10 protein-coding genes are annotated in these 12706 nt (G+C 58.2%); 6 read left to right on the top strand and 4 right to left on the bottom strand.

Features of this window, described 5'->3' with window-relative positions:
- Positions 1-23 precede the first annotated feature (23 nt).
- Positions 24-1091 carry a phosphotransferase family protein gene (locus NDJ82_RS06580; RefSeq protein WP_250925145.1) on the top strand — a complete coding sequence of 356 codons (1068 nt, stop codon included), beginning with the start codon at positions 24-26 and terminating at the stop codon, positions 1089-1091.
- Positions 1092-1114: 23 nt separating this feature from the next.
- Positions 1115-1882 carry an SDR family oxidoreductase gene (locus NDJ82_RS06575; RefSeq protein ID WP_099585368.1) on the top strand — a complete coding sequence of 256 codons (768 nt, stop codon included), beginning with the start codon at positions 1115-1117 and terminating at the stop codon, positions 1880-1882.
- A 42-nt stretch (positions 1883-1924) separates the two neighbouring features.
- Here the strand turns inward: NDJ82_RS06575 and NDJ82_RS06570 are convergent, their stop codons facing one another.
- The 3 genes from NDJ82_RS06570 to NDJ82_RS06560 form a co-directional block, all read right to left on the bottom strand.
- Positions 1925-3079 carry a hypothetical protein gene (locus tag NDJ82_RS06570; RefSeq protein WP_250925144.1) on the bottom strand — a complete coding sequence of 385 codons (1155 nt, stop codon included), beginning with the start codon at positions 3077-3079 and terminating at the stop codon, positions 1925-1927.
- Positions 3076-3768 (bottom strand): hypothetical protein, encoded by a 693-nt coding sequence (locus NDJ82_RS06565; protein ID WP_250925143.1) that lies wholly within the window; start codon positions 3766-3768, stop codon positions 3076-3078. Before NDJ82_RS06565 ends, NDJ82_RS06570 begins: the two co-directional genes overlap by 4 nt.
- Positions 3769-3835: 67 nt before the next feature.
- Complete coding sequence (locus NDJ82_RS06560; protein WP_250925142.1) at positions 3836-7192, bottom strand: hypothetical protein; 3357 nt, start codon at positions 7190-7192, stop codon at positions 3836-3838.
- 238 nt (positions 7193-7430) lie between these two features.
- Between NDJ82_RS06560 and pdxR the strand changes: the two genes are divergently transcribed.
- The gene (gene pdxR / locus NDJ82_RS06555) at positions 7431-8864 is read left to right on the top strand and encodes a MocR-like pyridoxine biosynthesis transcription factor PdxR (protein WP_250925141.1); all 1434 of its coding nucleotides are present in this window, start codon (positions 7431-7433) and stop codon (positions 8862-8864) included.
- A gap of 81 nt (positions 8865-8945) precedes the next feature.
- On the opposite strand, the gene NDJ82_RS06550 is transcribed toward pdxR, so the two are convergent.
- Positions 8946-9575 (bottom strand): DNA-3-methyladenine glycosylase I, encoded by a 630-nt coding sequence (locus NDJ82_RS06550; protein WP_191958988.1) that lies wholly within the window; start codon positions 9573-9575, stop codon positions 8946-8948.
- A 217-nt stretch (positions 9576-9792) separates the two neighbouring features.
- Here NDJ82_RS06550 and NDJ82_RS06545 point away from each other — a divergent pair, with 217 nt between their 5' ends.
- The 3 genes from NDJ82_RS06545 (at position 9793) to NDJ82_RS06535 (ending at position 12631) form a co-directional block, all read left to right on the top strand.
- Positions 9793-11118 carry a C4-dicarboxylate transporter DctA gene (locus tag NDJ82_RS06545; RefSeq protein WP_174244871.1) on the top strand — a complete coding sequence of 442 codons (1326 nt, stop codon included), beginning with the start codon at positions 9793-9795 and terminating at the stop codon, positions 11116-11118.
- Between the two features lie 108 nt (positions 11119-11226).
- A complete protein-coding gene (locus NDJ82_RS06540; RefSeq protein WP_250925140.1) occupies positions 11227-11928 on the top strand; it encodes a FadR/GntR family transcriptional regulator in 702 nt (233 codons plus the stop codon).
- A gap of 16 nt (positions 11929-11944) precedes the next feature.
- On the top strand, positions 11945-12631 hold the full coding sequence (locus tag NDJ82_RS06535; protein ID WP_099585376.1) for a GntR family transcriptional regulator: 687 nt from the start codon (positions 11945-11947) through the stop codon (positions 12629-12631).
- Positions 12632-12706: the final 75 nt, after the last annotated feature.

Below are 12706 nucleotides of genomic sequence, written 5' to 3'. Positions count from 1 at the left end.
TAGAATAAGCAGAAGGGATAAGCATGGCGCTGAATGACCAATCGACCCAGATTCGCCCAGGCGAAGAACTTGATGCCAGCCTGATCGATCCCTACCTCAAGGCCCATATCCCTGGCCTGAGCGGCACGCCCACGATCAGCCAATTTCCCGGCGGCGCGTCGAACCTGACTTACCTGCTGGAATACCCCGGCCAGGAGTTCGTCCTGCGCCGCCCGCCGTTTGGTCACAAGGCCAAGTCCGCCCACGACATGGGCCGCGAATACCGCATTCTCAACCAGCTCAAAGACGGCTTCCCTTATTGCCCCAAGGCCTACGTGCATTGCACCGATGACTCGGTGATCGGCGCCGAGTTCTACGTGATGGAGCGCGTCAACGGCATCATCCTGCGCTCCGACCTGCCACCCGAACTCGGGCTGGACGCGACCAGGACCGAAGCCTTGTGCAAGAGCTTCATCGACAAGTTCGTCGAGCTGCATCAAGTGGACTACAACGCCTGCGGCCTGGCCGACCTGGGCAAGCCCGAAGGTTATGTGGCGCGCCAGATCCGCGGCTGGAGCGACCGCTACGAAAAAGCCCTGACCCCCGATGCGCCTAAATGGGAGGCGGTACGCGCCTGGCTCAATGACAAGATGCCAGCCGACCACGCCACATCCAGCATCGTGCACAACGACTACCGCTTCGATAACGTGATCCTCGACCCGCACAACCCGATGCAGATCATCGGCGTGCTGGACTGGGAACTGACCACCCTCGGCGATCCGTTGATGGACCTGGGCAACACCCTCGCCTATTGGATCGAAGCGGCGGACCCGGCCCCGGTGCAACTGATGCGCCGCCAGCCGAGCAATGCGCCCGGCATGCTGACCCGCCGCGAGTTCGTGGATTACTACGCCGAACGCTCAGGCATCCAGATCGACAATTTCGACTTCTACTACACCTACGGCCTGTTCCGCCTGGCCGGCATCGTGCAGCAGATCTACTACCGCTTCTTCCATGGCCAGACCCAGGACAAACGCTTTGCGCAGTTCATTCACATGAACAAGCTGCTGGAGCAGATGAGCCTGAGCGTCATCGCTAAATCAGCCCTCTGATCGCACAAAAACAAGGAACCCCCATGTCCAAGACTCATCTGTTCGACCTCGACGGCAAGATCGCGTTTGTCTCCGGCGCCAGCCGTGGCATCGGTGAGGCCATCGCCAGGTTGCTGGCCCAGCAAGGCGCCCATGTAATCGTCTCCAGCCGCAAGCTTGAAGGCTGCCAGCACGTGGCCGACGCGATCATCGCAGACGGCGGCAAGGCCACGGCGGTTGCCTGCCACATCGGTGAAATGGAGCAGATCACCCAGGTGTTCGCCGGCATTCGCGAGCAGTTCGGTCGCCTGGATATCCTGGTCAACAATGCCGCCACCAACCCGCAGTTCTGCAACGTGCTGGACACCGACCTGGGCGCATTCCAGAAGACCGTTGACGTGAACATTCGCGGCTACTTCTTCATGTCGGTGGAAGCCGGCAAGCTGATGCGCGAAAACGGCGGTGGCAGCATCATCAACGTGGCTTCGATCAACGGCATCTCGCCGGGTGTATTCCAGGGCATCTACTCGGTGACCAAGGCCGCCGTGATCAACATGACCAAAGTGTTCGCCAAGGAATGCGCCGAGTTCGGCATCCGCTGCAATGCCCTGCTGCCAGGCCTGACCGACACCAAGTTCGCCTCGGCACTGGTGAAGAACGACGCGATCCTGAAAATGGCCCTGGCGCAGATCCCGCTCAAGCGCGTGGCCGACCCAAGCGAGATGGCCGGTGCGGTGCTGTTTTTGGCCAGTGATGCGTCCAGCTATACCACCGGCGTGTCGCTGAATGTGGACGGTGGTTTCCTGTCCTGACGCCAGCAAACAAGGGAGCGAACGTGCTCGCTCCCGATACGCTTAGAAATCGACCGGGCTCATGTCTATCTTGAAAATGTACAGCTTGCCTTCGGGAGTAGTGACGCCTAATAACTTGAATAATTGCCCATTACTCATGGCCTCGAAAACACGTTGTGCTGCAGGCAAATTGGGATCGGATGACTTCAATACGTTGTGCACCCACGTGTTGGTCATTTGCCGTGAGCGTACTGTGGATCCGAGACTGACGCTGCCAAGCTTGCCGGCAGAGTTAGAGCTGACATGCTTGGCTTCCAGAAGATAGACACTTCCAGTCGGCCCTTCAAACACGCAATCGAAGCCATTCTGCCCTTCGCCGTAGGTTCCGCCGCGCAGCAACGTATACCCATCCTCGGTCAATCGGGCCGCATACATCTCTTCATTCAATTTACCCTTGCCCTTGTCGTTGCGGGCATCACGTTCTACTTTCCACCTTTCCAGCAGCGCATTTTCGGACGGCGATCGCTCTCTCTCAGGATAGTACAGTTGCATTTGCCCCACGATGCGCTGCATGTTGAAGTTACCGTTCTTTGAGCATTTGATTGTTGCCAAACCTTGAAGCGCGTCAAATTTCGGCATTCCCGGCGGCAGCGCATTGTGAATTGACGCCAGACAGTCATAAGGGTAACCCTGCCGCCATATATGAGCGTCTATCAACGCGCCTTTTTCCGCTACCGGTGCACGGCGGATGTTCGGTTCACAAAACCCTATTATTTGCCGTAAATAACTGCGCACATAACTGTATACCCGCTGGTCAATACTGCTATTAACCCAATCGAACGCCCCCGTTCGCCCCGGATACCCGCAGATAACTCGGGATGACTGAAGAAGATTCGGTATTTTATCGATGGCGAGTACCGGCACCCACGAGTCGGGGGCGCCGCCCATTTCAATGAAGATATCCGGTACGCCTTGAGTGCCTGCCCCGACCATTTTAGAGCGCAACTGCGCGCTGTCGAACAAGACTTTGCAAAACCCGGAATTCATCGATAAATACTGCACATTATTGATTGTATAAATACCCTCCTCCCCGATCCATCCAACCTTTTTCAGTACACCTGTCTTACCCACTGCAAACAGATCGGGAACTGCAACAGGAACATTGCCTGACAAGTTCCCATAGTTGACATCCATAAAATACAGTTCGGCCCCGATCATGAAGGTTTTTTTCCACGAAATACAGGCACGTTCGTAAGCGGGACATTTACCGGCAATGTATAAAGATCAATATTCCAGACTGGGTCAATACGTGCGACGTTCGATAAACTAATAGTGTTCGCTGCAGCGGCCAGCGAGGCCGATGAGGTACTGTGACTCAATGAGGAAGAGGATGAACTGGCGCTTATGCTTGGGGAAGAAGAGGATGAGTCGATTGAAGTACCGGCGCGCCAAGTGTTCGACGCTTGCCCCCAGTGAAGTGCCGGGCCGCGTACCTGGCGCGAACTGACCAGCCGTTCTCGCAATTCGCCGGTGCTGGGATCGCGTGCGACACCAATCGTTGTTATCTCGTTCAGGTTGGGGCCGGTTTTAAGGTTTAAGTAAGTACGCTCTTCAAATTCCCGCAGCCCGGTGACGGGATCAGGTGCCGGTATGGGGTCGCCAGGGGGAACGAACACAGCGCCTGAAGTGGCGTCGGAGGATGACGGCAAATCAATAATGCGCCGATAAGTCGCGCCAGATACGTCCGGAGAAAGATCACCTTGAACGGGTATGGCGACAGGCGGTCTGGGCCCGGCGGCGAAGTCAAAGACAGGCGAAGAAACCCGCGCGTCGGGAGCGGCACCGCTGGGGCGGTTGGTCGCGCGCCCTGGAGCCGACTGTAACGAGGGGGAAGTAAATTGCTTCATAGAATATCCTTAGACTATGTAATGACCGACTGAAATAGCCGCATTAAATTAACGTGAGCACGTCAACTTAAATTGAAATAACGAGTTGATCGGCCGAAACAGGCCGCATGCCGTCGGCCTTCAACTTCCAGTCATCAGCCGCCACATCATAATAAATACCTCCCAGCGCCCCATCGGCCATGTTGATACCCACTATCGGAATGAGAGGTACAAACACAGTGCTTCTTTGTCGGCTCTGACGTAATAACTTAAGCAGCCCGGCAACCGAGCTGCCAAGCGTGGCGGTCACCTGTGAGAGGTAGGCTTTTTTGATATCCAACCTGATGTCATAACGCGCCCCTTCCCTTGAGTGAATTCTTATATTTTCCAGCGGCACATCCGGATCGTCATACACGGGCACTTGTACCGAGACACTGCCGATTTTCAGGTGGCCGGCACTGACAACAATACTGTCGATATCAACGCTCTCGACCAGCCCGGTACAGTAAACATCCCATGTCGACGCATCAGACGTTTTACGCAAAGCGCCTGGCGTTGACAGTTCGATATTTGCCCAAGACGTTAGATAAACCTCATACACCCCACCTCGTCCTGACAACAGATAACTTGACGTGTGTGGTGCCTCACATAATTCCACCCGTTGTGGTCGGGCAGTCAAGTTTATGTTTTTGGCCCGTCGCGGCCTGAAGAATGGATAATGGCCGTACCTCAACACCAGCGAGCGCATACCATCGTCTACCGTATAACCTGGGCTGGCATGATCACGGATATAAGACTGTGTGGGCGGCAACAGCCGATAAGAAACGCCGTTGCGCATAACGACTATAAACTCAGCGCGCAACTTGAATGCCGATGCCTGCAATGCCCCGCCGACACTTGTCCAGGTGGCGACCCGTTGCGCTGCATAGTCGTTAAGGCTAAGGATTCGACCGTCGTCGAATTTAAATGCGATCTGCGCATTTTCATAATACAAATATTCAAAATTACCGCATCGTCGCGACGACACGTCATAGCTCGTATATACCCCGGCGAGTTCACTACTGTCATAGTCCACATACAGGCAGCAGCGGGAGCGTTCATCAATGACACCCGTCTCAACGGTTGTCATGGCATGACCGCGGACGACAAAGTAATTACAACTGCCTGGCGCCAGAGTCACCGACTGACCAGGCCCCAGAATAACGGGGAATACCGTTGGGCCGGAGGGTACGACGACCTCCATGCTCACCTGCGGCGCCCCTGCCGCCTCCAATTCCTCAAGCAGCAACGGCACGATTCGATAGCCGTCCTGCGTCAGAAAGCTGAACAGTTTATTGACCAGACAACGCTTGCCGTCGCGTGCCACGTAGACGTTCTCGATAGTGACGCTGGGGCCTGGCCATTCGCCGTCCTGCCCCCTGGTGGACGTCACCTTCAGATCATTACCCGCTATCCACCAACGCTGAATACGGTTGAATGCCCAGTTAAGCAAAATGAGGCTCTGCTGCTGGCCATCCTCTTCAATAACGACATCCCTCGCACTCTCAGAGATTTCGTAGTAGTCGGCGCCTGGCCCACCGTTCACCCTGGCAGCCACGCCATTGATCAGTAACTGATCATCCCCTGCTTTAGCATCGGCGTTATCTTGGCGCCCCTTCAACACGATACGATTGGCTTCACCGGTACCGGTAACAACGCTGGAGGCACCCGCCAGGGTCGAAACATTTTCGATGCCCCACAACCGCATAGTCTGTTCACCGTTGCGCGCATTGTCGGTGACCAGATGCACAGTCCCCGCATCAAGGTTCACATTGAACCCGACAGCATCCGCCCGCCCTGCCACGCCGGCAAAGTTCAAGGTGTCGATGCCTGCGTTACCGACCAGATTCGAGATGGGCACAGGCGTCTCTACGGCAGCAAAGGTGCCCGGCGGCACGTTGAACATGAATTCATCGTTCTGGCTACCGCCAACCAGGTGCTTTTTGCCCTCGTCATAGTGGAAGTGGTTCGGGCCGTCACGCATGCCCGCCACAAAGTCGTTGCCCCCGCCGAGCAACCAGACCACACCTTTTTCAGGCCCCTTGGTGCCCCAGGTTGCATCGGGCAGTTGATCAATGGCCCCCGCTTTACCCGCGTCGATGTAGTCATCCGCATCCTGAATGACCGGCTCACGAACTTTCGTGTAGGGGCTCTCCCCCGCCTCATCATCCCATTGATACTTCCAATGCTGCACCGTCTGCAGGCGCACCTCGAACTTGCCATTGACAACGGCCTGCACACTGTCTTTCAGCTCGCCGTCAAGCAATGTCCTGGCCTGGGTCTTCAGGCTTGCTGAATAGACGCTGTGCGTGCGACTGATCTTGTAGCGATCAAGTACGCTTTCATCGAGTTCAATACCTGCAAACGAAAACCAGCCGCTGCGCAGACGCTCGTGGGTGCTCAGCTCGATGTAATCATCTATCTCGTCCACCACTCGACCCGCCGCGTAGGCGCGCGCGCCGATGATCAGCAGCGCCGAGGCGAGCACACCCACCGGTCCGGCTGCACTGAACCCTGCCAACGCAGCCACCCCAAGCCCAATACTCAGCGTTGCGCTGGCGAGACTCAAACCAGCTTCGACGTAAAAGTCCTGAGCTTCCTTGCCTTTTGACTTCAACGCATTTGAAAGAGCGATGCCCGCCTGGGCAAGATCAAAAGGCACAGTCAATATCGAAGCAATCAACCCAGCACCGCGCCGCAACAACAAACCGGCGCGCGATGCGCCAAAACCGCTGTAGGCCGCATGGGCGGCACCCATCATTTTTTTGCCGATACGCTCCAACGCCAACTCAAGCCCCACGGACAACCCTTCCGCAGTCAACGCCCCCGCCTCAAACAATAGCGTAGCGGTGTCGCCCGTTCTGATCGCTTCGCCTATACCTTGTATTGCACTGTAGAAACCGTAGAGCTGAAGGCCGGAACCCAGGGTTTGAACGCTGCCGCTTCTGACTTTGTCGGCCCAGGCCGGCAGAGAGTCTGCGGCACTCATGTCGTTAAGATTGACGTTTTGTACCGACTTCAAAAGTCGCTCCAACTTGGTGATCTGCGTAGCTGAAGCATGCGTGTCACTCAATAAGGCAGGCGCCACTTGCGAACGCAGTGATGCCAGTTCAAACAACGTCGCAGTGGCCTGGTTACCCGTGTCATCGCAACAGGCCGCCAGATACATCTCAAGATGTGAAGCAGAAAATGTCACTTGGTCAATCAAGCCCTGATCCGCTTCACTGACCGTAAACCGCCGTTCGGAAAGCGGCGCTCCTGCCACACGCGCGCCCATTTTATCCAGGGCCACCCGGCTGGCCGATATCTCGCCAATACTCATCAGTCCCAGTTTTTTATCCAGATCCGTCAAAGCCTTTTGACGTTGCTGTGAGGCCGATGCAGCCTCTTGTTGCAACTCGTCCATAGAATGGAACTCCAGTCATCGACGATAAAAAATCGCCTGATCAATGCGAAGACCGCTTGCGCACTGGATCAATACTGAAGGGTTGCGTGGTGAACCTGAGGTGCATACATAAAGCGCGAACGCAGGGCTGATCACGCATTCGGCGGTTGCTGGCAACGCGACGGTTTATGCAGAGACCGTTTTGAGTGCACGCCACCTGCGAGTAATCTTGGCGCAGATTCACGCCCTGGGATGAAACATGGAACTGCACATCGTCATCAAGGGCCGCAAGGACTTGGCGGCCCAGTTATATCAGCAACTGCGCGAAGCCATTGCCGCCGGGCGTCTCGCGGCAGGTGCGCAACTGCCACCCAGCCGCCTGCTGGCCGAGCAGTTGGGCGTCTCGCGCAAGACCGTCTCCGACACCTACGCCACGCTGACCTACGAAGGTCTGCTGGTGGGCAGGATCGGCCGAGGCACCTTCGTCAACGCGTGGGCGCCGCCTGCGGATCGCCTGCAAACCGCCACCGACCTGGCCTGTGCCGCCAACCTGGCGAAATGGCAAGCGCTGCCCTCACCCATGCGCCACCCCACCCGCGACAACACCCTGCGCTACGAGTTTCTCGGCGGCGCCACCAGCCGCAACCAGTTCCCCCAGGATGAATGGCGACGCTGCACCCAGGACGCCCTGCGCCGTATCGCGCAGAACAGCGGTTTCTACAGCCAACCCGAAGGCTTGCCGGCACTGCGCAGTGCGATTGCCGGGCATATCGCGTTTTCCCGGGGCGTCAACTGCCGCAACGATGACATTGTCGTCACCAACGGCGCGCAGCAGGCGCTGGACCTGCTGGCCCGCGTGGTGCTGGAGCCGGGCAGCATCGTCGCCATGGAAGATCCCGGTTACAGCCCCGCACGCCAGTTGTTCCAGGCGATGGGCGCCAGCGTCGCCAGTGTGCCGGTGGATGACCAAGGCATTCAGGTGGATCAGATCCCCGATGGCACGCGGCTGATCTACGTCACGCCCTCCCACCAGTTCCCCCTGGGCATGCCCATGAGCCTGCCACGTCGGGAAGCCCTCTTGGCCCGTGCTTTCGCGCTGGGCGCAATCATCATCGAAGACGACTACGACAGCGAGTTTCGCTACGAAGGCCGCCCTACCGACTCCCTGCAAAGCATGGACACCCGTGGCGTGGTCACTTACGTCGGCACCTTCTCCAAAACCCTGCTGCCCGAGCTGCGCCTGGGGTATCTGGTGTTGCCGCCGGCGATTTACGGCGCGGTGGTCAAGGCCAAGCAATTGACCGACCAGCACAGCTCCACATTGCCGCAGTGGGCGCTGGCCAAGTTCATCAGCGAGGGCTATTTGCTCAAGCATATCCGCCGCTGCCACACCGTATACGCCGGGCGCCGCGAGCGCATCCTGCAACGCCTGGCCGGGGACTTGTCGCCGTGGTTCGAAGCCGTACCCACCGTGGCGGGGTTTCATATGGCGGCGCTGTGCAAGGTGCCGGTGAATATTGCGTTGCTGATGACCTTGGCGCGTCAGGTCGACGTGGGTGTGTATCCGCTGGACGTGTTCTTTCACGACGCACCGGTGCGCCCTGGGTTGATTATTGGATTCGGGGCCATCGAAACCCTGGACATCGACCCGGCACTGGACAAGGTGCGCGACATTCTCCAACAGATTGGCTAGGGGTTTTTCCGGCGCATTGGTCATTGGTCGGCAAAGCACTGCGGCGTAGGGTGGACAGGTCTCGAATCACTTCCACATTTATCAGGGACGTTTGAACTGGCGTCGCAGGTCTTCAATCTGCTGGCGGCACACGCACCCTTCAAGGTGATCATTGACCATCCCCATCGCCTGCATCAGCGCATACATCGTAGTGGGCCCCACGAACGTCCAGCCGCGTTTTTTCAAGGCCTTGGACAGTCGCACCGAAGCCGATGAGGTCGGATTAGCCGCCCAATAAGCCAGGTCCACCACGGCGGGGCGCTCTTCAGGACCGGGCTCGAACGCCCACAACCACCGCGCCAGCGACCCGGTTTCATCCACCAGCTCACACGCCCGGCGCGCATTGTTGATGGTCGACACGATCTTCGCCCGATTACGCACAATGCCCGGGTCCTGCATCAAGCGTTCGATCTCGGCCTCGCCATACTGCGCCACCCGACGAAAATCAAAGCCGTCGAACGCCTGCCGGAAGCTGTCGCGCTTGCGCAAAATGGTGATCCACGCCATTCCCGCCTGAAAGCCTTCCAGGCAAATCTTTTCGTACAGCTGGACATCATCCGCCACCGGCACGCCCCACTCATGGTCGTGGTAACGCGGGTATTCCGGCGCCGAGGTGCGCCAGCTGCAATGGCTGTGGCCCGCTGCGTCAGTGGTCAATCCTGGAGTATCCATCCCTTACCTCATAAGCCGAGCGGCGGATGATAGACGAAATTTTTTCCACCCTGCCAACCGCTCAAGCACCACCCTCAGCGACCAACTGGTCAGACCGGGACTTGTCAATCACCCAATAATGACTTGTGGTTTCGAAAAAACCCGGCGTAGACTGGCCTCGCACTGGACTTACCGGTATGACCACAACAATTAAGCCCTGGAACCACCAGGGCACCGAATAGAGATCCCTCCCATGCTCAGATGGTGCTCGCGTTCGATTTTCCTGCAAGTCGTGATTGGCCTGATGCTAGGCATCATCTGCGGCCTGGCCCTTCCCGAATTCTCTTCGCAACTCAAACCCCTCGGCGACGGCTTTATCAAGCTGATCAAAATGCTGATTGGCCTGATCGTGTTCTGCGTGGTGGTCAGTGGCATTTCCGGCGCCGGCGACTTGAAGAAAGTCGGCCGCATCGGCCTCAAGTCGGTGATCTACTTTGAAATCCTCACCACCATTGCCCTGGTGATCGGCCTGATCATGGCCTTCAGCACCGGTATCGGCCAAGGCGCCAATATCCACCTGGAACAGCTCTCCTCCGCGGGCCTCAATGAACTGGCCGACAAGGGCCAGCACATCAAAGGCACCAGCCAGTTCCTGATGGACCTGATCCCCAACTCGGTGATCGGTGCATTTGCCGACAACAACGTGCTGCAAGTACTGCTGTTCTCGGTGCTGTTCGGCAGCGCGCTGAACCTGGTGGGCGAAGCGGCCTCGGGCATCACTCGGCTGATCAATGAACTGAGCCACGTGATCTTCCGCATCATGGGCATGATCGTGCGCCTGGCGCCGATCGGCGTGTTCGGCGCAATCGCCTTCACCACCAGCACCTACGGCCTGGATTCGCTGCAACACCTGGGCAGTCTGGTTGGCCTGTTCTACCTGACCTGCTTTGCCTTCGTCGCGCTGATCCTCGGCCTGGTGATGCGCCTGTCGGGCCTGCGCATGCTGCCGCTGCTCAAGTACCTGCGCGAGGAACTGCTGATCGTGATGGGGACCGCGTCCTCCGACGCCGTGCTGCCCCAGGTCATGCGCAAACTCGAACACCTGGGAATCGGCAGCTCCACCGTCGGCCTGGTGATTCCAACGGGTTACTCGTTCAACCTCGACGGTTTCTCGATCTACCTGACCCTGGCCATCGTGTTTATCGCCAACGCCACCGGCACACCGCTGTCGATGACCGATTTACTGACCATCCTGCTGGTGTCGTTGATCACCTCCAAAGGCGCCCACGGGATTCCCGGCTCGGCGCTGGTGATTCTGGCGGCAACGCTGACAGCAATCCCGGCGATTCCGGTGGTGGGCCTGGTGCTGGTACTGGCGGTGGACTGGTTCATGGGCATTGGTCGCGCATTGACTAACCTGATCGGCAACTGCGTCGCCACCGTGGCCATTGCCCGCTGGGAAAAAGACATCGATATCCAACGCGCCAACAAGGTGTTGGACGGCCAGCAAGGGTATGCCTTCCAGGCCAAGAAGCCGGTGTTACCGGCGCATCAAGAGTTCTGATCCGCTTTCAAGCACGACACAAATCAATGTGGGAGAGGGCAAGCCCCCTCCCACATTGGTTCATCACAAGATTTACTGCTGTATTAGCAAAATTAAGGAAGTATCGACGTGATCAGCACCTCAACCGTCGTCAATTCAGTCGTAGAGAAACTGCGCGCCGCCTTGGCGCAGGGCCAGTGGCGTCGTGGCGAAATGCTGCCCGGCCAACGTGAACTGGCTGAACAGATGGGCATCAGCCGCCCCAGCCTGCGCGAGGCGGTGATCGTACTGGAAACCCTTGGCCTGGTGCGCTCGATGCCCGGCAAAGGTGTGGTGGTGCTGGAAACCAGCGTCAGCGAGCCCCAATCCAGCGACGCCGTGGCCGACGCCAGCCTCGAAGACATCCTGCAACTGCGCTACACCCTCGAACCCTTCATCGTCGGTCTCGTCGCCCAATCCATCAGCAGCAAGGAAGTCGGCCAGTTGCGCCTGACGCTGATGGACATGCGCGAAGCCCTCGACGCCGGAGACGCCGAAGCGGGGATGAACGCCTACATCGCCTTCCACGAAGAACTGTTCGCCCTCACCTCCAACCCGATCTTCCAGAACGTGGTGCAACAGACCAGCAACGCCCTCAAGCAAAGCGCCCAGGTGCTGCGCAATTCGCCGGAACACCTGGCCGAGCGCCTGCAGGAAAACGACGCCGTGGTGCGCGCCATCCGCAATAAAAACAGCGCCCTGGCCAGCGCCGAAATGCGCAAGCACATCCTCCAGGAAGGCTTGCGCATGGGTATCCGCTTGAACATCCCGGACGACCATCTGGGCAGCTGACTTTTTGGAGACGACCATGACCGCCCACGCCCTGCACCGCGAGCCCTTCCTCCCCGCCCTGCGCCTGGTTGCCGGTAAAAAGCCCTCGGTGGACGACATCTACCCACGGCTGTTCGACGCGATCCTCGAACAACGCATCGCCCCGGCCAGCCGGTTTACCGAAGAAAGCCTGGGTGAAACCTTTGGCGTAAGCCGCAGTGTGATTCGCCGGGTGTTGGCCAAGCTGTCCCATCAGCAAGTGATCATTCTGCGCCCCAACCAGCGCGCCCAAGTGGCGGCACCGGATGCGCAGCAGACCCGGCAGATCCTCGAAGCACGGCGCATGACCGAAATGACCGTGGTGCAACTGGCCTGTGCCCAGGCGACATCCTCGCAAATACGCCAACTGCGCGAGCTGATCGCCCGTGAACGTGAGTGCATAGAACGCGACCAGCGTGGGCCGGCGATTCGCTTGTCGGGGGAGTTTCACCTGCACTTGGCGGCCATCGCGGCGAATGGGCCACTGGCGCAGTTTTTGAACAGCCTGGTGCCGTTGACGTCGTTGGTCATTGCGCAATTTGAAGCGAAAGCCTGCACGTATTGCGCGTGGCAGGAGCATGTGGCGATTGTGGATGCGGTGGAACAGCGGGATTCGGCAACAGCAATGACATTGATGACCCAACACCTCGATCACCTGGAAGCCAAGTTGCTGAAACACCACTGACCTCCAGCCAAATCGAGGTGTAAATGTGGGAGGGGGCAAGCCCCCTCCCACATTGGCCCTCTATTGTTTGATAAA

The sequence above is a fragment of the Pseudomonas sp. SR18 genome, from assembly GCF_023701505.1.
GTDB classification, from domain to species: Bacteria; Pseudomonadota; Gammaproteobacteria; order Pseudomonadales; family Pseudomonadaceae; genus Aquipseudomonas; species Aquipseudomonas cyclaminis.
Note: the sequence above shows the minus strand (reverse complement) of the source record. Positions and strands in the feature narration are given on the sequence as shown.

Coding starts and splice junctions, on each gene's coding strand:
- NDJ82_RS06580 (WP_250925145.1), top strand. CDS start 24: ATGGCGCTGAATGACCAATCGACCCAGATTCGCCCAGGCGAAGAACTT.
- NDJ82_RS06575 (WP_099585368.1), top strand. CDS start 1,115: ATGTCCAAGACTCATCTGTTCGACCTCGACGGCAAGATCGCGTTTGTC.
- NDJ82_RS06570 (WP_250925144.1), bottom strand. CDS start 3,079: ATGATCGGGGCCGAACTGTATTTTATGGATGTCAACTATGGGAACTTG.
- NDJ82_RS06565 (WP_250925143.1), bottom strand. CDS start 3,768: ATGAAGCAATTTACTTCCCCCTCGTTACAGTCGGCTCCAGGGCGCGCG.
- NDJ82_RS06560 (WP_250925142.1), bottom strand. CDS start 7,192: ATGGACGAGTTGCAACAAGAGGCTGCATCGGCCTCACAGCAACGTCAA.
- pdxR (WP_250925141.1), top strand. CDS start 7,431: ATGGAACTGCACATCGTCATCAAGGGCCGCAAGGACTTGGCGGCCCAG.
- NDJ82_RS06550 (WP_191958988.1), bottom strand. CDS start 9,575: ATGGATACTCCAGGATTGACCACTGACGCAGCGGGCCACAGCCATTGC.
- NDJ82_RS06535 (WP_099585376.1), top strand. CDS start 11,945: ATGACCGCCCACGCCCTGCACCGCGAGCCCTTCCTCCCCGCCCTGCGC.